The sequence below is a fragment of the Sorangiineae bacterium MSr11367 genome (assembly GCA_037157805.1).
Taxonomy (GTDB): Bacteria; Myxococcota_A; Polyangia; order Polyangiales; family Polyangiaceae; genus Pendulispora; species Pendulispora rubella.
This window is the reverse complement of sequence record CP089983.1, coordinates 8,212,393-8,236,327: the sequence shown is the minus strand read 5'-3', so window position 1 is coordinate 8,236,327 and position 23,935 is coordinate 8,212,393. Positions and strand designations below refer to the sequence as shown.

Annotated in this window: 16 protein-coding genes and 1 pseudogene; 6 read left to right on the top strand and 11 right to left on the bottom strand. The window is 63.7% G+C overall.

Annotated features, from left to right (window positions below; genetic code table 11):
• The first annotated feature begins 22 nt into the window (after positions 1 to 22).
• Positions 23 to 1,744, top strand: coding sequence for a DEAD/DEAH box helicase (locus LVJ94_31925; protein WXB01515.1), 1,722 nt, complete (start codon positions 23 to 25; stop codon positions 1,742 to 1,744).
• Between the two features lie 9 nt (positions 1,745 to 1,753).
• On the opposite strand, the gene LVJ94_31920 is transcribed toward LVJ94_31925, so the two are convergent.
• The 4 genes from LVJ94_31920 to LVJ94_31905 all read right to left on the bottom strand — a co-directional run bounded on the left by LVJ94_31920 (position 1,754) and on the right by LVJ94_31905 (position 6,229).
• Complete coding sequence (locus LVJ94_31920) at positions 1,754 to 3,298, bottom strand: hypothetical protein (protein WXB01514.1); 1,545 nt, start codon at positions 3,296 to 3,298, stop codon at positions 1,754 to 1,756.
• A 49-nt stretch (positions 3,299 to 3,347) separates the two neighbouring features.
• A complete protein-coding gene (locus LVJ94_31915; GenBank protein ID WXB01513.1) occupies positions 3,348 to 4,697 on the bottom strand; it encodes an amidohydrolase family protein in 1,350 nt (449 codons plus the stop codon).
• Positions 4,698 to 4,782: 85 nt separating this feature from the next.
• Positions 4,783 to 5,349 (bottom strand): YbhB/YbcL family Raf kinase inhibitor-like protein, encoded by a 567-nt coding sequence (locus LVJ94_31910; GenBank protein WXB01512.1) that lies wholly within the window; start codon positions 5,347 to 5,349, stop codon positions 4,783 to 4,785.
• Positions 5,350 to 5,668: 319 nt separating this feature from the next.
• The gene (locus LVJ94_31905) at positions 5,669 to 6,229 is read right to left on the bottom strand and encodes a superoxide dismutase family protein (GenBank protein ID WXB01511.1); all 561 of its coding nucleotides are present in this window, start codon (positions 6,227 to 6,229) and stop codon (positions 5,669 to 5,671) included.
• 300 nt (positions 6,230 to 6,529) lie between these two features.
• On the opposite strand from LVJ94_31905, the gene LVJ94_31900 reads away from it, so the two are divergent.
• Positions 6,530 to 8,956 carry a hypothetical protein gene (locus LVJ94_31900; GenBank protein ID WXB01510.1) on the top strand — a complete coding sequence of 809 codons (2,427 nt, stop codon included), beginning with the start codon at positions 6,530 to 6,532 and terminating at the stop codon, positions 8,954 to 8,956.
• Positions 8,957 to 9,010: 54 nt separating this feature from the next.
• Positions 9,011 to 9,739, top strand: a complete 729-nt coding sequence (locus LVJ94_31895) for a hypothetical protein (protein WXB01509.1) — start codon at positions 9,011 to 9,013, stop codon at positions 9,737 to 9,739.
• 9 nt (positions 9,740 to 9,748) lie between these two features.
• On the opposite strand, the gene LVJ94_31890 is transcribed toward LVJ94_31895, so the two are convergent.
• From LVJ94_31890 to LVJ94_31875, 4 genes are all read right to left on the bottom strand, one after another.
• Positions 9,749 to 10,549 (bottom strand): class I SAM-dependent methyltransferase, encoded by an 801-nt coding sequence (locus LVJ94_31890; protein ID WXB01508.1) that lies wholly within the window; start codon positions 10,547 to 10,549, stop codon positions 9,749 to 9,751.
• Positions 10,550 to 11,268: 719 nt separating this feature from the next.
• Positions 11,269 to 11,820, bottom strand: a complete 552-nt coding sequence (locus tag LVJ94_31885) for a hypothetical protein (GenBank protein WXB01507.1) — start codon at positions 11,818 to 11,820, stop codon at positions 11,269 to 11,271.
• Between the two features lie 68 nt (positions 11,821 to 11,888).
• Positions 11,889 to 13,520 carry an L-lactate permease gene (locus tag LVJ94_31880; GenBank protein ID WXB01506.1) on the bottom strand — a complete coding sequence of 544 codons (1,632 nt, stop codon included), beginning with the start codon at positions 13,518 to 13,520 and terminating at the stop codon, positions 11,889 to 11,891.
• A gap of 279 nt (positions 13,521 to 13,799) precedes the next feature.
• The gene (locus tag LVJ94_31875) at positions 13,800 to 14,042 is read right to left on the bottom strand and encodes a hypothetical protein (GenBank protein WXB01505.1); all 243 of its coding nucleotides are present in this window, start codon (positions 14,040 to 14,042) and stop codon (positions 13,800 to 13,802) included.
• A gap of 2,164 nt (positions 14,043 to 16,206) precedes the next feature.
• On the opposite strand from LVJ94_31875, the gene LVJ94_31870 reads away from it, so the two are divergent.
• Positions 16,207 to 17,232 (top strand): hypothetical protein, encoded by a 1,026-nt coding sequence (locus LVJ94_31870; protein ID WXB01504.1) that lies wholly within the window; start codon positions 16,207 to 16,209, stop codon positions 17,230 to 17,232.
• A 44-nt stretch (positions 17,233 to 17,276) separates the two neighbouring features.
• Here the strand turns inward: LVJ94_31870 and LVJ94_31865 are convergent, their stop codons facing one another.
• From LVJ94_31865 to LVJ94_31855, 3 genes and pseudogenes are all read right to left on the bottom strand, one after another.
• A complete protein-coding gene (locus LVJ94_31865; protein ID WXB01503.1) occupies positions 17,277 to 17,645 on the bottom strand; it encodes a hypothetical protein in 369 nt (122 codons plus the stop codon).
• Positions 17,646 to 17,663: 18 nt separating this feature from the next.
• Positions 17,664 to 17,924 carry a hypothetical protein gene (locus LVJ94_31860; GenBank protein WXB01502.1) on the bottom strand — a complete coding sequence of 87 codons (261 nt, stop codon included), beginning with the start codon at positions 17,922 to 17,924 and terminating at the stop codon, positions 17,664 to 17,666.
• 459 nt (positions 17,925 to 18,383) lie between these two features.
• Positions 18,384 to 18,458, bottom strand: a pseudogene (locus LVJ94_31855) (energy transducer TonB).
• Between the two features lie 563 nt (positions 18,459 to 19,021).
• Between LVJ94_31855 and LVJ94_31850 the strand changes: the two are divergent.
• Positions 19,022 to 22,645: a DUF6531 domain-containing protein gene (locus tag LVJ94_31850; protein WXB01501.1), complete on the top strand. Its 3,624-nt coding sequence runs from the start codon at positions 19,022 to 19,024 to the stop codon at positions 22,643 to 22,645.
• Positions 22,646 to 22,684: 39 nt separating this feature from the next.
• Positions 22,685 to 23,413: a hypothetical protein gene (locus LVJ94_31845; GenBank protein WXB01500.1), complete on the top strand. Its 729-nt coding sequence runs from the start codon at positions 22,685 to 22,687 to the stop codon at positions 23,411 to 23,413.
• Positions 23,414 to 23,935 lie beyond the last annotated feature (522 nt).

Sequence of the window (23,935 nt, the reverse complement as noted above, 5' to 3'; positions counted from 1 at the left end):
TACCATGCTACATCCGTCGCCCATGACCACGATGCGCGCCAAGCGCACCATCTCGGCCCCTGCGAAATCTCGCCACCCGACGGTACGGCACCCTCCCCCGAAGGGGGAGGGCAGGGGTGGGGGATCCGTCGAGCGGTCCCACGTCCTCGACGTCCCCTTCGCCATGCGCGGTGTGGCCACCGCCGGCGGCGCGCGATGGGACGCCGAGCGCAACGTCTTCCTCTTTCGCGGCGAATCCCTCCCGCCCTCGCTGGTGCCCTTCGCGCCCGCGCCCTACTCCTGGGAGGCCCGCGTCCAGCGTGAGCTCGACGCCGACGACGGCGTCGCACGCCGCCCCTCCAAGCCTGCCGCCGACATCCAACTGCGCCCGCATCAAACCGACGCCGTGCGCGCGATCCTCGCCTCGCACACCGCGCGCCGCCCCGGCTTTCTCCTCGCCGACGACGTCGGCCTCGGCAAGACCATCACCGCGTGGGAAGCCATCCGGCGCATGGAGTCCTCCCGCTCGGTCCTCGTCGTGTGCCCGCTCGCGGTCATCGCGCACTGGCGGCGCACCATCGAGGCCATGGGCGACGCCGGCAAGGACATCGTCCTCATGAATTACGAGCGCCTCGGCAAACTGTTCGAGCTCTCCACCGAGGCACGCAAAAAGGTGCGCTCCAAAAAGGGCCTCGCACGCTCGGGCAGCGCCCTCGATTTCGACGTCATCGTCTGGGACGAAAGCCATCGCTGCAAGAACCCGGCGGCCGCCCGCTCCAAGCTCGCCGCGAAGCTCGTGGCCAGCGCGGGATTTTGCCTCTGGCTCTCGGCCACCGCCGGCCAGAACCCCCTCGAGCTCTCGTACCTCGCGCCGCTTCTCGCGAGCGTCACCGGAAGCCGCGCGGCCGATCTGAAAGACTTCGAAGGCTGGTGCCAGGAGCAAGGCCTGGGCCTCTCGCGCGGTGCCTATGGCCGCTGGGAATGGCGCGGCGATGCTTCGGACTGCGCCAAAGTGCGCACGCTCCTCTTCGACGCCCGCAAAGGCGCGCCCTCCGCCGGCATCCGCCGCCGCCCCGAGGACATCGCCGGCTGGCCCGAGATCAACCGGATCCTCACGCCCATCGAGCTCGATGGCCAAGCGCGCGAGCTGTACACGCAGGCCTGGAGCGCCTTCCGGCGCGAGATGGAGCTTGCCCCGCGCGGACGCGATCCCAAGTCGGCCCTCGCCGCCACCTTGCGCCTGCGTCAAAAGAGCTCGCTCATTCGCGCACCCGGCACCGTCGAACTGGTGCGCGAGCTGCTTGATAACGGCCACCAAGTGGCCATCTCGGTCGCCTTCATGGAGAGCCTCACGGCCATCCGCGAGGCGCTCGAGTCGGAGAAAATCGTATGCGCCGCCATCCACGGCCGCATGCCCGCCGCCGAGCGCGAGGAAGACCGTCTACGCTTTCAGCGCGGCAAGGCCACCGTGGCGCTCTTCACGGTGGAAGAAGGTATTTCGCTCCACCAAGGCGAATACAATGACGTGGTTCGGTCCGAGGTCATCCACGATCTGCGATGGTCGGGCATCCAGATGGCGCAAATCGAAGGCCGCTGCCACCGCGACGGACGCTTCGCCCAGGTCTATTGGGCCTACGCCGACGGCACGATCGAAGATCGCATCGCCCGCATCGTGGCGCGCCGTCTTCAATCGATGAAGGAGATGGTCGGCGACGACGTGGAGACCCTGCGCGAGATCGAGCGACTGCTCGACACCGAAGCTTGAGCGACGGATTTACGCCCGGCTGCTCTGAAGCAGAGGAATGAGCTCGCTCGATGCGTGAAATGCCCAATTGTAGGCTCGGGGCGGGCCGTTCAAATCGAGCTGCACGCCCCGCGCGAAGAGCGCATCGAAGCGTTTGCGAAAGCGTGCACGCTGGGCGCGATCGCGCGTAAAGAAAATGCCCATAGCCATGCTGTGCGCAAGTTCCATATCGTGCATGGCCGTGCTGTCCGGAGGATCGCCCGGCAACGCCGGAATCGATTCGGAGCCAAAACAATCGACGATGTAATAAGGCACCGCGTCCGATACGAAACCTTTGCGATCCAAGAAATCGCACCAGCGGACAATCATCTCGGGAATGCGCGGATCGAACGTCACCCGGAACGCTTGTCCGAGCGCCGCCAGGAGGAGCGCCGTCATCCACGGTGACGTGGCGCCGGGCAGCAGCGTCTCGCTCGGATCGTAAAGCGCCCAGTTTTGGCGCCACGATCCATCGGCGGGGCGTCCGTCGGGCGGCGCCGCTTGGTGCGCGGCGAGTGCGTCGATGTGTCGGTCGATCGCGCGGAGATAGGTAACGTCTCCGGTCATCTCCCAACCGTGCACGATGCCGAGAAGGGAATAGGCCTCGTTGCGCGTCGTCCAGAAAAGGCGATCTTTCTCCGGGTCGGCATCCGGCGGCGGCTGCGTGTACAGCTCCGGCCGATACCGTGGATCCCACGTCGTAAGGCAGAAATGGGCCATTTTGTCGGCCGCCGCCCGCGCCCGCGTATCTCCGGAGAGCAGGAAATGTAGGTGCATCGCTTGCGGGTACACGTATTTGAGATCGCGCCCTTTGAGCTTGAAGGTGCCGGCGTCCGGCCCCTCGAGCTCCGTGTTCACCCGCACGAAATTGCCAGCTCGGTAGGCCGCGTCGAGAAACTTCGCCGCGCCGGTTCGCGTGTACTGCTTGTACCAAGTGCTCGTCCGGTCGAAGAGCCAATGGCTGAAGGTCGGACTGTTCACATAGCGGAGCGATCCCGGAAAATTGCGCTCCACCGCCGCATCGTAGGCGGCATAGTCGCCCGAGCGGTGTGCCGGCACCTGCGGCCCCGCCACCAGCGAATCGCAGAGCCAATCCGCGGGGAGGACCGCCAGCACCCGCGGACCTTGCAGGCCATCGGGGTCGAGCAACGTCTCCTCGATGGGCACCATGGGGCGCGTGAGGCCTTGGCGTTTCCCGACTTCGACGAAAAGGGTCGTGCTCGTCGCGGCCGAGAAATCCACCTCGGTCTGCACTTGAACGGCCCGTATCGATCCTCCCAGGGCGAAGGTCTCGATGACCCCCAGCGCCGAAGGGAGCTCGGCGCCCGAGCGATCGACCACGCGGATGTCCGCCGCGTCGTAAAGCCACTCCGGAGGAAGCGGCAAACCGAAGTTCACCACCTCCACGCCGCGCCCGTCGGCGCGGAGGCTCAGGTCGACCGGAATCGACGTGGGCTCCCGCCGACGGCATCCGCCGAATGCGCCGACGGCCACTGCGCCGCCGGCTGCCAGCAGGGCTCGTCGCGAAAGCCGCATGGATGGTTCATGGTGCGTCGCGCCGGCGGGCGCAAGACCCGCGCGCGCCTTACGGCTGCGCATTCGCTTGCGGCGCCGTGGGCTCGACGATCCATCGGCCATTGAGCATCACGCGGCGAACGTTGCGGGTGACACGAATGTCGGCCAGCGGATCGCCTTCGATGAAGACGAGGTCGGCCAGTTTGTCTCGTTCGATGGTGCCCAGTCGACCCGAGGTGCGAAAGAATTCGGCATTGCGCTTCGTGCCCGCGACGATGGCATCCATCGGGCGCAGGCCGCTCTCGACCAAGAGCTCGAGCTCGTGCTGGTATCCCCAACCGCGCTCGCTATGCGGGCCCTTGGCGTGCGAGCCCACGGCGATGCGGACCCCGCGCTCGTGCGCAAGGCCCACGAATTTGAGCATGTTCTGAAAGCCGCGGAGGTGCATCTCCGTCGTGTTCGGGTCCCCTTGCCGTCGTTCGAACGGCTCGAGGGCGGCAACGATGGTCGTCCCATGCGCGATGGCCAGATCGAGCACCTCGTTCACACGTGGCGACTGCAGGTCCACCGAGCTCCATACTTGATAGCGCCCCTCGGCGCGTGCACCGTTGTCGGCGATGACCGCTTGGCGGTATTTCTCGGCCTCGCGGGTCGGAACGAGCGAAGTCCCGAACGAGGTCGCAAAGTCGATGCCGTCGACACCCGCACGAATCGCATCGCGCGCGTCGACGATCTCGAGGTGCGCCGTGACCGGCACCCCGCGCGCGTGTGCCGCTTGCGTGACCGTGCGAACCAAGCCAAGGGGCAGCCGATAGTAGGCCTTGATCGCGGAGGCTCCTTGGTCGACGAACCGATTCACGCCCAGCTTCGCCTCGTCGTCGTCGCGCACCAGGTACGAATCCGTGGGGTAGGCGGGCGGTGGCGAGTCCAGCACGGGGCCGGTGAGAAAGAGCCTTGGAATGGGCACGCCCGAGTTGCGCGGCACGTCGTACGCCTCGATCCATTGCCCCGGATCTTTCACCGTGGTGATGCCGTGTCGAAGGAAGAGCGCGGGAAGATCGTTGTCTCCGTCGATGGTGAAGAATGCATCGACCCATCCGGGCAGCACGGTCAGTCCGTGTGCATCCACCGTCTCGGCACCGGCGGGCGCTTGCACGGCTTGCTTGGCCCCTGCGGCCACGATGCGGTTCCCGCGCACGACCACGACGGCGTCCGCCACGGGCTGGCCGCCGCGCCCGTCAATCAACGTGGCACCGGTGATGACGAGCGTCTTCGACGGATCGCCGGCGGGAACATCATTGATTTCGTGCAGGCCGGCCGACGTTTGCCCCGGGCCGTCGGTGGACTCCGTATCGGTGCACGCCGCGCTCATCGTGCCAAACGCGAGAATTGCCCACGCGGCGAAGTACCAAGTCTGCATCGAATGTCTTTACGATAACGGTGCGACGTCTACTTGGCGTGCGGCGGAGCGTGCAGACGATCTCTGCCGGTAAGGCGTAACGGCCCTATCGCTCGTACGTTCCCTCGATGCGACCGCGTGCAATGACCGCCCCCTCCATCTGACGAAGCACCTCCGCCCGCGAGGGGACGCCTTCGAAGGTGAGACGCTTGTCGATGGCGAAAAGCTGAAAGACGTACGTGTGCGGACCGTGCCCGGGCACCGGCCGCGGCCCGCCGTACGTCGTCTTGCCGAAGGTGTTCTTCCCCATCGCGAGCCCATCGGTGGGCGTTGCCGTGTCGGAGAGACGCCCCTCCGCAATGGTCGTCGCGGTGGGCTGGATGCCGGTGGCGATGGCGTGGACGAACGGGCGGGGGAGGGGCGCGTCGGGATCTTCGACGATGAGCACGAGCTCCGCGGTCTCGGGGGGCACACCCAACCAGGACAGCTCGGGGGATATATTTTCACCCTCACCGGGCCCGGCGTGCTTACGGGGAATCGACTTCCCGAATTCGAAGGAGGTGCTCGAGACCACCAGCGAGAGCGGCGCCTGCGCCGCCGCCGGATCGTTGTAGGCGAGATGTTTCTCGCCAGCTCGAACTCCACGAAGAAGGGTACCCACGAATCGCCGCATATCTGCCTCCGAACATCCTCTCTTGTGTTTGCACGCCGGGTCTAGCGGGCATTCGCGCCATGAAAAAATCGCCTCGGGCGGTTCAGCGTGGCATCCATTGCGACTGCGCTTGTGGCGCGAGGATGCAAGAAAAACTCGAGTACGACTGGATCGGGCAACTCTAGCAGCTCTGGCGGCTTGGGACGCGAATCCCGCGAGGGCGGCGGCCATGGTTCTGGTGGCGCGGCGGCGTAACTGCACTATCGAGAGCGACTCGAATGGAGCACGCGTCGGGCGCTCCATCCGCAACGTTCATTGAGCTCGTGGAGGCGCGCGTGACTCAATCCTTGACGATGACACCGCAGCCGGGGCGCGCGCCGGCGTTGCCGACGGGTTGGGAGACGCCGTCGTCCGTTTGCTGGTGAAAGACAATGGCGTGCCCCACCACGGACATGCCGCCTTCCTGCACGCGGAACTCTTTGCTCTTGTACGTGAGGGTTCCCGTGCCGTCGGCCTTGATCTCGATGTTGCCGAGGTCACCCACGTGATGCCCCGTGTTCGTGGGGTAGCCATGGGCCGAATCGGTCGGATTCCAATGCCCACCGGCCCCGCCACCCGGAACGGCGCCTGCGTCGCCCGTGGTCGACGCGCAGTTGTTGTTTTGGTGAATATGCAAACCGCGCATGCCCGCGGTGCCGGGCGGAAGGGCGCTCTGGATGTTCACCACCACCGTGGTTTCCCCGCTTTCTTCGGTGAACGTCGCCGTTCCTTGCAGCTGCGTCGCATCGCTCGTGGGGCGGATATCGGCGTGCGCTTTGTAACGCACGGGCGAATCGTCATCGGACGAACAGGCATTCAACACCAACGATGACACGCCCACGCATGCGAGTATGGAAGCCACCGCCGCCTTAATCCAATATCCGTACATGATGGACCTCGCCGTTAATGCGGTTTCGCGCAAATCAGGATTTCTCGATCTTACCGAAAACGCGAGGCCCGCCTAGTCCGGTGATCGCGCGATCGTCGATGCTTGTGCTTCGCCGGCGGGGCGGTGCTGCTTAGATGGCCTCCGCGAGGCCGCCCGCCTCTCGGGGCTGGATCGCACGTACCCGCGCAAGCTCCTGGCCAAGTTCGGCTTCATCGAATGAGGGTGCGCGACGCGCTACCTTTGGGCGTAGCTTTGCTTTAGACATGGTCAGGCATGAGCCTGCCCGTTCCCCGCCCCGACGATTTCGAAAAGCTCGGCATCTTCTACCTTGGCCGCGGCTACGATCTCGAGGCGCGCACCCCCACCGAGCCGCTGTTTCTGTACGAGTCGAAGCATCTGCTCACGCACGCCTTGTGCGTGGGGATGACCGGCAGCGGCAAGACGGGCCTGCTGATCGGCCTGCTCGAGGAGGCGGCCATCGATGGCATCCCGGCCATCGTGCTCGATCCCAAGGGCGATCTGGCCAACCTGCTCCTGACCTTCCCGTCGCTCGCACCCGAGTCATTTCGCCCGTTCATCGATGCCGACGAGGCCGCACAAAAGGGGAAAACTCCGGATGCCCTGGCCGCGGACGTCGCGACGTTCTGGCGCGACGGCCTTGCCGCGTCGGGGCAGGACGGGGCAAGGGTCCAGCGTCTGCGTGACGCGTGCGAGGTGACGGTCTACACGCCGGGCAGCAGCGCCGGGGTGGGGCTTTCCCTGCTGGGGTCGTTCGAGGCACCGGGAAGCGCCGTCATCGAGGACGCCGAGACCTTCGGCGGCATGATCGAGGGCGCCGTTTCGGGCTTGCTGGCGCTGGCCGGTGTCGATGCGGAGCCGCGTTCGCGCGAGCACGTGCTCTTGTCGCAGATCTTCGCCGCAGCGTGGAGCGAGGGGCGTGCGCTGGATTTGGCGGCCTTGGTGCAGGGTATTCAAAAGCCGGGCTTCGATCGCGTGGGGGCGCTCGATCTGGAGACATTCTTCCCGGCGAAAGATCGCGGGGGGCTGGCCCTGGCCGTCAATGCGCTGCTGGCGTCGCCGTCGGCCGCGGCGTGGGCACGGGGCGAAGCCCTCGACGTGGCGAAGCTGCTGCGCGCGCCAAATGGCAAGCCGCGGGTGGCCATTCTGTCGATTGCGCATTTGTCCGATGCGCAGCGCATGTTCTTCACGACGCGGCTCCTGGATGCGATGATCGCGTGGATGCGGCGTCAATCGGGCACGTCGAGCCTGCGGGCGCTGCTCATGATGGACGAGATCTTCGGGTATTTCCCGCCGACCGCCGCACCGCCGTCGAAGCGGCCGATGCTCACCTTGTTGAAGCAGGCGCGCGCGTTTGGATTGGGCATCGTGCTGGCGACGCAGAACCCGGTCGATCTCGATTACAAAGGATTGGCCAATTGCGGTACGTGGTTTCTCGGGCGGCTGCAGGCCGAGCGCGACAAAATGCGTGTGCTCGACGGGCTCGAAGGGGCCAATGTGGCGGCGGGGCACGGATTCGATCGGGCGACCATGGATAAATGGCTATCGGGCCTGGGGAATCGCGTTTTTCTTTGCAACGACGTGCACGCGGGCGGGCCGGTGTTGTTCCAATCGCGGCATACGCTATCATATTTGCGCGGGCCGATGACCCGGGAGCAGATTGCGGCGCTGGGGGCGCCTGCCGCTTCCGAGGCATCGGCCTCACGAGCCCCGAAAGCGGCATCGGCGTCGTCGTCGGACTCGAATGCGCGCCCCGCGGTGCACGGGGACATCGAGGAGGTGTTTTTCCCTGCGCGCGTGGAGGGGCCGGGCATCGTGTATCGGCCGGGCGTATTTGCGGTCGTGAAGTTGCATTACGTGCAGGTGAAAAAGCAGCTCGATCATTGGGAATCTCTGGCGCTGATGGCGCCGTTTTTGGCCGCGAGTGCGGACGTCGATTGGCCGAATGCCACGACGATGACCGCGGCGTTCGCAACGACGTGCCGGCGGGAGCCCGTCGCCGATGCGCGCTTCGAACTGCCGCCCGCGATCACGGTGGCCAAGGCGAAGACGTGGCAAAAGTCGCTGGTTGCGCACGCCTACCAGGCGCGCCCGCTGGTCCTTCTCGAGAGCGCCGAAGCGGCCGTCCTTTCGCGGCCCGGCGAGGCGCCGGCCGACTTCCACGCGCGGGTGGCCCACGGCATGCGCGAGCTACGGGACGAGCGCGTGGCCGCGCTGGAGAAGAAATACGGGCCCAAGCTGGTCGCCCTGGAGGACAAGATCCGCACCGCCGAGGGCAAAGTGCAAAAGGAGCAGGCCGACGTCGCCGCGCAAAAGACCGGCACCGCCGTCACCCTGGGCTCGAGCCTTTTCGGCGCCATCTTCGGCCATGGCATCTTGACCACCGCCAACGTGAACCGCGCCGGTGCCGTCGCCCGCCAGGCGCAGCGCACCTCCCGCGAGAAGAACGACGTCGCCCGCGCCGAAGAGTCGTTGCGCGTCCTCTACGAGAAGCGCACCGCCCTGCAAACGGAGGCCAACGGCGAACTGCAACGCGTCCAGCGCGAAGTCGAAGCCGCGGCGCGTGGCACCGCAGAACTCCGTATTACCCCGCGCAAAGCCGATATCAGCGTCGAGCGCATCGCTCTGGGCTGGGTACCCTTCCGCCCCGGCGCGAACGGCGCACTCGAAGCCGTGTGGTAGCCGGCAGCTTTTCTCGCAACTGCTCCACGTCGACGGTCGATCTAGAGACAAGTCATGGATCATCGCGCCCTTCTCTTCGTCGTTGCCGTGTCCACACTCGCCGGATGCCGCCGGTCGCCGTCTTCTTCTTCGGGGGGTGAGATGGACGCGGCGGCCGCACCGGTTGCGCACGAGACAGCCGTCGATGCAGGGCCCGTGTTGGTGCCGAGGGAGCCGACGACCGTCGCAGAGCGCATCGCTGCCAACGAAGCTTACGAAAAGAAGCATCGTGCGTGGGTCAACGAGACGCCCGCGGGCTTCGATTGGAAGAACATCGCCTTCGCGCCCTACGTGAGCAAACGCTGCGGCAGCGGCCCCGCCGGCTACGATCCCGCCGACGACACCTGCGGATTCGGCCTCGACGTTCCCACCTTCCTACGCAAGGAGGAGCCCCAGGCCGAAGGCGGCTACCGCACCTTTGGCGGCGCCGGTGTCGAGGTTTTCGTCTCGGTGCATTCTTATTTCGAACCGATTGAAAAGGGCTGGTGCAACAAGGCCCGCAACGTCACCGTCTACAAGCGATACGACACATGGTGCTGGCAATCGGGCCGAGACGGCGACCGCATCTTCTGGCGCAAGGAAAAGATGGGCGAAGACGGTAATCTCTACATCGTCGAAATCGAATATCCGGCCGCCCACAAGAAGGACATGGACGGCGTCGTCACGCGCATCAACGCTACCTGGCACCAGCCGCTGACCGACGCCGACAAGAGCACCCCGGTGGACGATTATGGCGGGAAGTAGATACCGCATTCATCCTTGGTATTTTGCGCCATAGGCGTACTTCTCCGCGAGCACGCCCACGGCGTCCTTCACGGCATCGATGGGGCGTTTTGCGGCTGAAAGCGCCTCTTGATCCTGGGCATCGCGGAACGCCGCCGTGTTTTCGCGCTCGACCCAATAGCTGCCTAGGCCGTCGTCTCGTGTCCTGGTCCAGAGCCGCAACGTTCCGGTGCGGGTGCGATCGCTGCACGTGAGTTCATACATATCGGGAATACGCCCGCCAAAACCGTGATACGTGATCACGCGTGAACCTACGGGCATCCGCTCGAGCACCGATTCCATTTGCCGAATATCGTCTTGAAAGCGTTCCGGTGTGAGCGCCACACTCGTATCGAGGTGTTCCTCCTCGGCAAAGACATTCTCGCCGAACGGATTGTAGAAATAGAGCGCATCGAACTCCTCGAACGGCACATCGGCCAGCGTTCCATGCCGAAACGTGGCCCGTTCCTCGACGCCGAAGCGATGCGCCAACTTGCGTGCAATGCGCACCAAGTTCAGTCGTTGCTCGAGCCCCACGAACGAGAGCTCGCTCACGATGGCCCCGACGACACAGACCTTTCCGCAGCCGGACCCCACATCGAGCACGCGCCTCGCCCCGGTTCGAACGAGCCATTGCGTTGCCAACGTGGCCACCGCCACCGGCGTCCAATATTGCCGCGACGCCAGGCGCGGTCCGGGGGGCAAGTACGCGTCGAAATCCTCGTCCTCGACGTCGCCGCCGCAACGCAGCGTTTGCAGGATTTGCTCGGTACTTCGGTCGGCGCGGATCATGCCCAGATGGTGGATTCATAGCATGGCCAGCTGGCGGTGAAAAACGGGTCATGTGTCGATTGGGCTTGACGCGATTGCGCAGACGACTGCGTGCGAATGCCCATCTGGCGTCCAACGTCGCCCGTGCCGGCGCGCTCACGATGCTGCAGTGGCCCATTGCGGCTCCGACCCGCGCCAACGCGTCCACGCATCCGATCGCGCGAGGGCGCGTCAATGGGAGGGGCGAAAATCGTCGTGGTAAAAACAGCCAATGAACCTCACAGATCTCTCCAATGAGGATGTCCTGTCGGGTCTCCATGCCTTGGTCGGCCGAGGGCGAGTCCTTCTCGCGCGGATACTCGCCTATCTTGCTGAAGTCGAGGAGCGGCGATTGGATTTGCATTCCGCCTGCTCCTCGCTCTTCGATTTTTGCATACGCAAACTGGGGATGAGCGAGGACGAAGCATGGCGTCGCGTCACAGCGTCGCGCCTCGTGCGGCGATTTCCTCGGATACTCGGCATGATCGAACACGGTCAGATCCATCTGACGGCCCTTCTTCTTTTGCGCGAGCATCTGACCGACGAGAAATCACGAAGAGCTATTGCGTGCGATATCGGGAAAGACCAAGGGGCAAGTGCAGCAGCTCCTTGCGACACACTTTCCAAGGGCAGACGCACCGTCTCGGATCCACCCGCTGTCCGAAGACCGGTACGAAGTGCAATTTACGGCGACCGCGGAACTACGAGAGAAAATCGAGCACGCCATCCGTCTGATGCGCCACACCAACCCCAGCGGCGATCTGGCGGTCGTCCTGGAACGTGGGCTCGATCTTCTCATTGCCCGCCTCGAGACGTCGCGCCTTGGTAAGACGAAACGCCCAGCCGCGAGTGCGCCCCACAAACCCACGCGACCGGGCTATGTCAGGCGCGCCGTGCGCCGCGAGGTCTTCGCGCGGGATGGTATGCAATGCACCTTCGTGGACGAAACGGGCCAGCGTTGCCCATCGCGGGCGTTCCTCGAGCTCGATCATCGGCACGCGCGCGCATTCGGAGGCGGCGACGAAGCGAGCAATCTTCAGACCCGATGCAGGGGCCACAACGCCCTCGCCGCCGAGCGCGACTTCGGCCGCGACTACATCGAGGGAAAGATCTCCGAGCGGAAGCGCCGAAGCGCGTCCCCACCGCGCCAGCGCGGGCACGAATCCGAGACCGCGCTCCGGGCGCTGAGCAGCATGGGATTCAAAGAGCCGCAAATCCGCCGTGCATTGGGGATCATCGAGCAGCGCCAACACGGTCTACCGCCGCCGCTCGTGACGGTCGTGCGCGAAGCGCTTTCGCTTTTGACATAGGAGGCGTCGTCTCAGGGAACGATACCGGGAAAGACATACGCTTGGGCAAACACCAAGCACCCGACGAGCACCGCCAAGGCGATGGAGTGGAAGAAAACGTAACGCAGGATGGCGCCTTCGCCGCCTTCCTGTCCGGTGGCCACGCCCGCAACGACGATGCTCTGCGCGTCAATCATCTTGCCCATGACGCCGCCGGAGCTGTTCGATGCCGCCGCCAGCAGTGGCGAGATGTTCAGCTGCTGGGCGGTGATCTGCTGCAGGTTCCCGAATAGCACGTTGGACGAGGTGTCGCTGCCGGTGAGTGCCACGCCCAGCCATCCAAGGATGGGGGAGAAGAACGGAAACAGGAAGCCGGTGCTCGCGAAGGCCAAGCCCATCGTGGCATCGAGCCCGCCGTAACGCGTGTTGAACCCGAGTGCCATCATCGCCGAAATGGTCAACAGCGACCAGCGCACGCGCCAGAGCGTGCCCAGGAAAATGCGTGCGAGTCGCTTCGGGCGAATGCCGAGCAAGAGCCCCGACGCAATGCCCGAAAGCAGCAACCCGGTGCCGGTCGCCGAGAGCCAGTTGAAGGCAAACATCGCCTCCTCGGCCTTGGGTTGCGGCACGACGGGCGGCGCGCGGAAGATCGATTTGTGAAGATAGGGCACGGCCACCTGAGGGTTCGAGACGTTGTTGAGCAACGTCTTGACCTGCGGCAGCCCCCAAAGGAAAACGAGCACCGAGAGAATGATCCACGGCATCCACGCGATCGCAGCCTCCCGCCGCGAAGGAGGGGTGCGCGTTGGCGCATCGCCCACCTCGGCGTCGTCGGCAAAGCGCCAAACCGTCGGGGGCTGCCAAAAACGAAGCAGCACCAGCACGGACAGAATCGAGGCAAGGGCCCCGGCAATGTCGACCACCCAGGGCCCGTGGTAGTTGCTCACAAGAAACTGCACGACGGCGAAGCTCACGCCCGAGACGAGGCAGGCTGGCCATACTTCGCGCATCCGTTTCCACCCGGCCATCGCCCACACGAGCCAGAACGGCACGATGACGGAAAAGAAGGGGAGCTGGCGCCCAATCATGGCGCTCAGTTTTTCCAGAGGCAGCCCCGTCACGCGCGCCAAGGCCAACACGGGCGTGCCCAGCGCGCCATAAGCGACCGGCGCCGTGTTCCCAATCAACGCGATGCCCGCGGCTTGGAGCGGCTTGAACCCCAATCCGATCAACATGGCCGCCGAGATGGCGACCGGTGTGCCGAATCCCGCAGCGCCTTCGATGAACGCGCCGAAACTGAAGGCAATGAGGAGCGCCTGAATGCGTCGATCGTCGGCCAGCCCGGCGATGGTCTCCTTGATGATCTCGAACTTACCCGTCTCGACCGTGATGTCGTAGACGAAGATGGCACACAGCACGATCCAACCGATGGGAAAGAGCCCATAGGCCGCGCCATTGGCCGCCGAGGCCAGTGCAAGGGAAGCCGGCATCCCGTAGACGAGAACGGCCACGGCCAGCGAGGTAAAGAGCCCCGCCAGCGCAGCGATGTGCGCTTTCACATGGAAAAACGCCAGCAAACCAAGCAGCACGACGACCGGCAGCGAGGCCACCAACGCCGAGAGCAGGAGGTTGTGGAGAGGTGTGTATACTTGCGTCCAGGTCACGGCACTTCTCCAATGAAGGGGGCCACACGGCCATTTTCGCCGCCTTGTCTTCCGGCCGGCAACCCTTTCACGGGTAACCTAGTTCGCGGGATGGCTCAAGATCCGTGTTCGGACCACGCCGTCCTGGCCGGCGCTGACCCCAAGTTGGACGGAGTGCGTTATCGGCGATTAGGGCTTTCGCGGTAGCTTGTATTCGACGCGCGCTCGCGCAGCTGTCGGGCTTCGTGTCGTCGTCTTTGATGCGCCCGCCCGCACGAGGAGACGGCAACCGTCGGCGACCTAGTCGCTTACGACTTCCTCGGCGTTGGAGGCGGTGACTGCGCGCTGTAGCCAGCGCTCGAGGACGGCCAAGTCGGTGCAGGCGAGGATCTTGGCGCGGACGTCGTCGCTCACGGGGAGCTTGCGCGTGGAAAGGACCGTCAGGACGGCACGGGCCTCGGCTTTGGCTTCGGCCTCCGCGATGTCTTCCGCGACCAATCGCTTGTAGGTCTCGCTCTTGAACTTGTAGCCCGACAGATTCATCTCGTTCTCCAATGTAGCACGTGGCTCGAGCCCGAGCGCCGAGAGGACCAGATCCAGGTAAAGCGTGCGCCGCTCATCGGGCAGGGCGCTCGAAACGATCGCGCGCGCAGCGGGACGCCCGACGGCGAGCCCGCGGCGATCTGACCATCGAGTTGCCTCGCTGGACTTCGACGATGATCCCCATGATGGGCTTGCCGCTGCTTGGCATCGTCATCACGAGATCGGCGCGAAACTCGACGGGAAACACCTGGGGGAAGTCCGCGACCTCGTGGAGGGGGGGCTGGAAAAGCTGGGTACGGAGGAGGGGGAGGTGCGGGGGAAAGGGCGGACGGCACGCCACCCAGCCGATTCTCTTGGCAACCGAATTTCGAGCTAGGTCGACAGCTAGGTCATGAGCAAGACGAACCCAAACGCTCGTCCTCGGGTCGCCGAGACAGGACGCACTCGTAGCACTCGACCGGCAATCGCGATTGCTCTTCTCGGTGTTGGTCCGAGTCTCGCGCTCTTTGCCTTCGCTTGCGGTGAGTCCAAAGCGATTTCAGATCCCTCGGATTCCGGAACGGGGCCGGATGCATGCATTATTTGCCCCCCTCCCGAACGTCAGGAGCCCGCGATTCGCATTTCCGCCGGCGGACTTAATACCTGCGCAACTCGAGGCGATCGTGTCGTCCGGTGTTGGGGCTCGAACGATGTGTCGGCTCTGGGAGGAGGCAAGGATGACTATGTGAGCCATCCGCCTCCCGGATCGGAGCTACCGGGACGCTGGGCGAGCCTGCCAAGCAGGTTCACCTCGTCCAACAGCACGGCGTGTAGCATCACTGCAGAAAACGAAGTTGCTTGTTGGGGGGACAACAGCTGGGGGCAAACGGGAACGGATCCCGACGCTAGTTCACAATGCGCGACGAATGGGCGATGCACGAAGACTCCGGCTACCGTCCCGGGGACTGAGGGATCGTCGTATGCTTCGGTTGGAGGCGAATTTAGCTGTGCGGCGTCCCCAAAGGGCGTCGCGTGTTGGGGAATAAACCGAAGCGGCAAGATCGGGCCAACGGATGCGGGCACGTTGACGTGGTCTCCCAACGGTGTTCCTGGGCTCGACGGCATTTCCGCGCTGGGGTCGGGGCGCGACTATTCATGCGCGCGCAAGGCGGCAGATGGAACGATATGGTGCTGGGGAGGAGCCCGATTTGGTGAGATCGGTCGTCCGGAACCGGCAGCCGACGCAGCGACGGTCATGTGGGACGATCAGGACCACCCGATTCCTTGGCAGGTCGCCGGACTGCGGGACACCCGGGCTCTCGCGGTAGGCGGCATACACGCTTGCGCCATCCTTGCCACCGGTGAGGTCGCGTGTTGGGGAGCCAATGGGGTTGGAGAATTAGGACACGACCCAGGCCTCGACGGGGCATGTTCTGGCAATGCGAAATGCAACGGGCAGCCGACCATTATCCCCGGGATGAAAGATGTGCGAGAGATAGCCGTGGGTCTCGCGTATTCCTGCGCGCTTCAAGAGGGCGGGGCGGTTCAGTGTTGGGGTAGCAACTCCGAGGGTCAACTTGGCCATGACCCCGCGCTGGACGGCGACGCCTACGCGAATCAGTGGTCATTCAGACCACAAACGGTCGCCGGACTATCGAATGTCGCTCACATCGTAGCGGGCGCCGCCCACACCTGCGTGGTGACCTGGGGCAGCGAAGTTTGGTGCTGGGGAGCCGATAGTTACGGGCAAATCGGCCTTCCGGATGGGGGCAGTTCGTTTAGGCCCGTGAAGACAGAGCGTTTATGAAATTGATCAGAATATATCGATTGCGAATACGTTGACGGAGACCGTGGAGAGGGCGGGCCATCGTTGCCCGGAGCCGTTCGCGCCGTGTATCCGCAGCGCCAACGGACGCCTCTCTGAAAACCGCAGCTCGCTTGAGCCCGCCCTTGGCCACAACGGGGTACATCGGCTGCGTCGTGGCCTTCGCACGCGGGGGGCGCCGCGACCCGATGTCCGGACGCCACTCCTGCGCAGGTTTTGCACGGGGTTTCAGCTTTTCGTGGGGGGCGGCCGGGGTGCCTCTTCCCATCGCCCGGGGCGGCGGAAATGCGCTAGTCTGCGGCGCACACGATAGGCTTTCCGGCCCGCACTCCTACCAACGTCTCACCCCCTGCTTAGCCCATGCAACGAATCAGGTACTCGCTCACCGCTGCCTCCCTGGCTTGTGCACTCCTTGGTTACGCTCCCAGCTCCCACGCTGCCGATCCGCGCGCCGATGCGCAGGTCCGGCAGGAAGAGGGCATCAAGCGCTACAACGCCGGCGATATGAACGGCGCCCTGAGCGCTTTTACGCAGGCGTATGCCATCTATCCGAGTCCGAAGATCCTCTGGAATCTCATTCTGACGGAGTTGGAATTGGGACGGAACCTCGAGGCGGCACGCAATATCCACGTGTACCTCGTATCCACCGACTCTGCGGCCACCCCGCAGAAGAAGGATGCAGCGCGGCAGAAGCTCGAGGACGCGCGAAAGAAGCTTGGCTCCGTGAAAATCGAGGCGCCCCAAGGCGCGCGCCTGTTCATCGACGGCAAGTCGTTCCCGACCGCCTATGCGGCGGACGACGTGGTCGAATTGGACGGAGGTGGCCACACCATCGCCATGGAAACCGCCGCCCAGCGCAAAGAGCGCGCGGTGAACGTCAAAGTCGGCGAGGTCACCCACGTCACCTTCGCGGAAAGCACCCCGGAGCCGGTCGGGCCACCGGTGCCGGTCGCTCCCCCCGTTGCACCGCCCCCGCCGGAGCCTCCCCCGGAAAGGTCGAGCGGCCTAGCCTGCCCGAAATCGGGCGCCTGCCTCGCGACCACCATCACGCTGGCCGCCATCGGCATTGCGGGTGGCGTGGGCGCCGTCGTCTTCAACTCGAGCGCCGACAGCGCGAAGAAGGACGCGGACGACCTTCACGGACCGAACGGCGCCTGCACGACGGGCGCGGGCGACTGCAATAGCCGATTGAGCACGTTGAAGGACGATCACTCGAGCCGGCTCACGCTATCGCGCATCTCACTCGGCGTTGGCGCGGCATCCCTGATTGGCGCGGGCATTGTCTTCTTCGCCTGGCCGTCCAAGTCCACCAAGGAGCCATCGGCTCGCGTCACCCCGCTTCTTTCGCCCAACACCGCGGGAATGGGCATCACCGGGCGCTTCTAGCAAGAACGGCCCGCAACCGGGCCTGGGCCGCCAATCGCGGGAATTCAAATTGCTTTTCGCTGCAAGAGGGTAGTCATGAGAGCTTGGTACGTTGCTTCATCGTTGATCGCACTCGCAGGCATCGCCGCCGCTTCCTTCATCGCGTGCGACTCCTCGGAAGATTGCACCTTCAGCGCCGATGGCTGCGGCCGCGTCACGAAGGACGCAGGGCCTGATGGCAACGGCCAGGTATGGCCCGTCGGCTGCGATCCCAACGCCGATCCCGGCGACAGCTTGCCCTGCGTCGACGGAAGCGTCGCCATCTTCGTCGCACCGAAGGACAAAGGCGGTAGCGATGGCGGCGCCGGCACCAAGGATAGCCCCGTCTCCTCGCTCAGGGTTGCGCTGGAGAAGGTGGGCGTTCGTCCTCGCATCTACGTGTGCGGTGGCAACTACGAAGAAGCCGTCACCATCAACCGCCGCGTGAGCATCTTCGGCGGATTCGATTGCAGCGGAAACAACTGGACCGTGCCCAAGGGCGCCCCCGTTGCGACGAACATCGTGCCGAAGGATCCGGGGGTCGCGCTCACCGTGCAAGCGGTGTCCGAGGCGATTGCGCTGATGGATCTGTCGTTCACGGCGAAGGATGCGGCGGCCGCGGGTGGGAATAGCGTGGCGGGGTGGGTGACGCAGTCGAAGGATGTGACGTTCAAACGGGTCGCGTTTACTGCCGGGGCGGGAAGCGATGGGACGCCGAAGGACGAGCCGAAGATTGATCCCTACAGCCCCGCAAGTGCGCCGAGCGGGATTGACTCGGATGGCGGTGCGCCCGGAGATGAGCAACGGAATACGTGCAACAACCTTGTAGCTCCGAACAACGTAAGTATTGGCGGCGCGGGGGGGGACAAGGGCGACACCCGTGGTGTCGATGGAGGCGCCGGCCGAGAGCCGATTGCGCGCGACGCATCGCCAGAGGACTATTTCAACGGTGCCGGAGGCCAAGGAATTATTACATCCGGTGTTTGCGGCGTGGCCAACGACACTGGGGCGCATCCGGGCGCATATGGCGCGGGCGGAGTTGCAAGTCCCGCGGCTGGCGTGCTTGGGGCCGTTTCGTCGACGGGCTATCAATCGCCCAACGGCCCGAAGGGAGGCGACGGGCAGACCGCTCAGGGGGGCGGAGGGGGCGGCGGCAAAGCCGGCACCGGAGGCCCGGGAGGAGGTGGTGGCGCCGGTGGTTGCGGCGGGCAAGGTGGTGTCGGCGGGCAAGCCGGCGGCTCCGCTATCTCGTTGCTCGTGTACCGGACCAAGGTCCACCTGCTTGACTCGACGTTGAAGGCAGGCGCTGCCGGCAAGGGCGGCCATGGTGGCAAAGGCCAGAAGGCCCAAGGTGCGCCGGTCCGGGCAGGAAGCGGCGCTAGCGGTGGCTGCTCTGGAGAAAGAGGCGGGCCGGGTGGCTCTGGAGCGGGAGGAAACGGTGGTGCGGGCGGGTCGTCCATTGGACTTGCCTATGCTGGTGATGCTCCAAACGCGCCCGACATTGGCGGAAAGGCCGTTACCCAGGACATCGACACCCAGGATAAATGGATCACGACCCCGCCCGGACAAAACCACGGACTCAAAGGTTCCGGGGGCGATGCCGTTGCTTCGGACAGCAAGGCCGGAGCGAGCGGTTTCGACGGCCCTGACGGCGTCGCAAAGGCCGCGGTGCTCCTGCAGGCGCAATAAAGCGCAATAGTGGCCCGCGCAGCCATCACCGCTGCGCGGGCGCGATACCCTTTCACGGACCGCGGCAGGCGAGGGGCAAACCATGGGCTGCGCGAATCGTTTTCGACGTGAAGACGCAGCACGTTTCGTCGGCGACCCGGTGGACGTCATCACCGGCGCCATCACCGATTCGACCTTCGACTTCCGCCTCGAAGCCCCATTCCCATTCGAATTCGTCCGCCACTACAGCAGCGCAAACCACGCTGAAAACCGCGGTCTCGGCTGGGGCCACCGCCACGATTTCGACCACGAACTCCGATTCACGTACAACAACACGGTTGGCTACGTCGCCGCCGACGGCCGCCGCATCTCCTTCCCGATGTTGGGCGCCGACGGCACCCGCGTCGCTCGCTACGGCTACCAACTCGAGCGCGTCCAATCGAACTGGTACCGCGTCCATCTTCCCGACGAAGAACAGGGCATTCTCGAATTCGAACTATGGCGCCCCGACTGGCCCGCCCGCCTCGCCGCCATTTCCCACGAAAAGGGCACGACCCGCCTCTTTTACGACGGCACCACCGGCCTCCTCACCTCCGTCGTCGACGCCCTAGGCCGCACCACCCGAATCGACTGGGTCACCATCCCCGACCCACGAACGGGCCGCCCCCGCCCCCACATCGCCCAATTCACATTACTGCCATCCCCCGCGTCCCCAACCGAGGAATTCCTCCTCTCCTACCACTACGACGCCCACGGCCATCTCCTCGGCGGAACCGACCGATACCGAAACACCTTCTCATTCGCCTACGACCAACACTCGCGGATGACCAAATTGGTCGACCGCCGCGGCTACTCCTTCTACTACTCCTACGACAGCAACGGCCGCTGCGTCCACTCCACCGCCGAAGACGGCGTCGAAGAAGTCAAACTCGAATACCTCCAAGGCGCCACCATCGTCACCCTCGCCGACGGCGGCCACTGGGTCTACGAGCACCACGACGGATACCTCTCCCGAATCATCGACCCCTACGGCGGCGAACACCGCCGCGAACTCGACGACGACGGCCAACTCTGCGCCGAAATCGACGAGGCAGGTCGCCAGTTCGAGATTGTTCGAGATGATACCGGGAAGGCCGTCGGCCGGCGCGATTCTACAGGCCATGTGTGGCCGATGGGCCAATCCCCGCGGGAACCGGAGCACTATGTAGCCTCCAACGCCCGCGAATGGGAATATGGAACCCTTCTTCCTGAGGACCACGGATTACCGATCCGCCGTTACCTCGAAGTCGACCGGCTGCCAGCGTTCGTTATCGACGCACTTACACCTCCGGCGACCGGCACGATGAGTGTCGATTTTGCCGACCGCTGGAATGAGACCGAGGTAAAAGACCTCCAAGGGGTCTCGCTTCGGACAGAACGGCACGATAATACACGTCGATCATGGTCTTACGACGTCTCGGCGAATCGGACTCGCTTTACTGATTTTGACGGTTCCACTTGGCGGTGGAGCATAACGTCTTGGAACCGGCCGCACCAAATCATCAATCCCGTCGGTGCCACCACAGAAGTCGTACACTCGCGGCGCCTCCTGCCTCTTCGTATCGTTGACGCGGGTGGGCTTACGACGGACTACGGTTACGACCTGAAGAATCGCCTCGCCGGTGTCATGCGCGACGGCGTTGTCCACGAGACGTACAGGTATGACGAACGCGACGAACTCGCAGAAAAGTTCGACGGACGCGGGAAGAACCTGCTCCGCTACGAGAGGGCCAACGACGGACGACAAGTAACCCTGCGACTCGCTAGCGGCGAGCGCCACCAGCTCGTTTATACTCATGCGCGTCGCCTCGCTGGAGCAGTCGTCGAGGCCGCCGATGGCACCAGGGATACTTACGGTTTCGAGTACGATATCTCGGGACGGACGACTCGCGAGGATCGCAACGGCGAGGGCGTACGACGTCGATTTGTCGAAGGCGAGCTCGATGAGATACGAGTGCTCAATAAGTTCGGCACCAAGTATGTGCGTGGGCACCGCAATACGGTTTATGTCATCGACCCAACAGGCGCGAAGCACGCCGTGCAAACGTGCCACGGCGGCGTCGTTCGCCGACGAATGTCGAATGGGATAACAGAGGTTGCCCAGTATCACCCAAAGGGCTACTGCCTAGCCAAGATTGCCTTTACCTCGAACGGGCACCGCTGGTCTCGTCTCTATGAGCGCTCGGGTGAGGGCGATGTCCGCGCCATACACGATAGCGCACGCGGCACGCACCACTTCGCCTACGATGCAGCCCATCGTCTCGTTGGCGAAACAGCGCCAAACGGTCAAACAAATACCTTCAAGTACACTCAGAGCAGCACGCTCGTCGAAGCGCCAGGGCTAAGCAGGGCCACGCTTGCCCGTCAGCGGCTACTCGAAGCGAACGGCAGTCGGTTCGAATACGACCATCGTGACAGCCTCAGTGCGCGCCATACCCCATCGGGCACATTCCGCCTGACACACGATTCGCTTGACCAACTCACACACGTAGATGGCCCATCTTTCGCTTGGTCTGCGCGATACGACGTGCTCGGGCGCCGAACCGAGACGACCTTTAACGGCGCCAAGACGACCTTCTATTGGGACGGAGATCGTCTCGCAGCCGAAGTTCTTCCGGACAAGCGACTTCGTGTCTACGTTTATGTCGACGAACTTGCGCTCATCCCCTTGATGTTCGTTGACTATGCGAGTACGGCCGCGGATCCAAGCAGCGGCGTTCGCTATTTCGTCTTCTCGAATCATCTCGGTGCCCCCGAGGTCGTCCAAAATGATGCCGGCGAAGTGGTCTGGCGCGGCCGCTATGCGGCTTACGGCACCGTTCACGTCGAAGTGGGACACGACTTCCACCAGCCGCTGCGATGGCCCGGACACTACTTCGATGTCGCAACAGGACTACATTACGTCCGGTTTCGCTATTACAGCCCGGAGCTTGGCCAATTCCTCGAATCTGATCCGCAAGGCATCCGCGGCGGGTTCAATCTGTACGGGTATGGCTCCGGCAATCCACTCCGGAACGTCGATGTCCGCGGACTGGCCGACCAACCCTGCCCGGCCACCCCACCGGCGGAACCTGAGAAAAAGGGCAAACCCGTCACACAGGACTCGCATCTACCAGATTCGCCGGATGCACCGGCGAAGAAGCGTCCTGCCTTTCCCAACCTCAAACGAGGTGGAGGCAAAACGGATGCACATGCCGACCGAGTTGCCCGGGCAATGGCGGAGGTTCAGCCCGCGATAAAGCGAAAACGTAGCGTAACCGTCATTGAGCATGCCGACGGTAGCGTATCGTTTGGCATGTCCGGTAAGGATCCCGAGCGAGCAAGTCAAGCTAAACAGGTTGAGCGTCATCTCAACGAGCAGGAAAAGGGCAAACCACCCGAGCAAAGGACCAAATTCCGTGCAGCATCAAATGACGTAGACGCTTCGCGCCTCAAAGACGGCCCGGATGACGCTCCCAAGAAGGGGCAGTGCTCCGAACCCGCGGCCGCCCAAGCGGCCGGTGAAAGCAATTCGCCGCCAGAGTCTTATCAGACGATCTGGGCCGGCCCCGAGAAGTCATTCCCGGAAGCGCACAAAAGGGATGAACCGTCGACTCCCGGAGGTTACAAGAAGATGGAACCGTGCGGAACGTGCCAGTGCAACGGCGGTGAGTACACAACGATTTCGAGCGCTGGTGGGGCCAAGTGACAGCCGTGTGCAGACCGAAATACCTTGGAGGATCATCAAGTGATTGCCACCGAACGAAGCGATGATATAAAAGATTTTATCGATTTCCTCGAGCGCATTGTTGGGCAGGAAGTCGCTCGTGATCGAGCCGGTGCGGACCCCAGAGAGATCGAGCGCCTCACTGCGTTGGCGCGGCTGCCTCTTCCTCCGCTATATTTAGAATATTTGCGCGAATTTGGTGCGAACGATGGCATCGTGAAGCTTTCTGATGATGCTAGTTCGAAACCCGAGGCCCTCATAGATTACTATTTGGAGCAGGCCGACAGTGAGGAGTCGGAGATACCACCAAATATGGTAATAGTTGGAGTCAACGGAAGTTCCGGTGAGCGCGCGCTGCTCTATTCCGACGAGGCACGGAAAGGCACCGAGGAGCCGAGCGTTGTGGTGAGTTGGTGGGGGGAGGTGGACTATACGCTGGCTCTCAGTTTTCGAAATTTTCTCTATCGGAAAGTGTTTGCCAATGCGCGGCTAAAGCGGGGAACTACCCTCCAGTTGCAAAAGAATGACGGAAATCTGGTGCCAAGCATACGACGCGCCACCTTGGAGCTAGGCTTTCAGCCATATTGGTTTAGTGACGATTGCCAAACCTGCTTAGAGCGCGAGGACGATTCAGCTCTGTTGGCCCGGACATGGGGCGAGTCCGTCTCGGTTTACGGAAGTTTTGCGGACTCCAAGATTCGTGATGAGGTCAAGTTGGCCTTAATGCAACGACTTGATCTAACGGAGTGAAGTGTTGTCGACGGTCTATCCGATGGTCGGAGTTGCTGAGCGGAACATGTTCGACGCGCTTGGGGGCAAACCTCGGAAGTGGCTCGAGGATTTGGAAGGTACGCACGGCGCACCCTTCGGCGAGGTGTTCTAGTAACGGTAGCGTCAAATGTCATATATATGGCTATAACGCGGATGCGGACTAAGTCCGATGTCTGGTGGCCCCGACGGACCAAACATGATTCCTACCCGGCCTAGTGACGACATTGATTGCTTCTGCCAACCCACCAGGCTCATGAGGAAGTTCCGTCGCACGGGCGGGGCGCTGCTTTGTTGGAGCGTGCGGAAAAGAGCCGTAGAAGATCGTTCGGCTAGTGCCTCGGGGGTGTGCTCCAGCGGAGCTGGCACCGCTCCTTGCATTCGCGCTCGGTGCGCTCCTCCTCCTCTGTATCCCAGTTGCATGTAATGCCGCCGGGATCGACGGTGCACTCATCATCGCAGCTTTCGGCAAAAGCGCGCCGATTGCCGAGAGAGAGGACGACT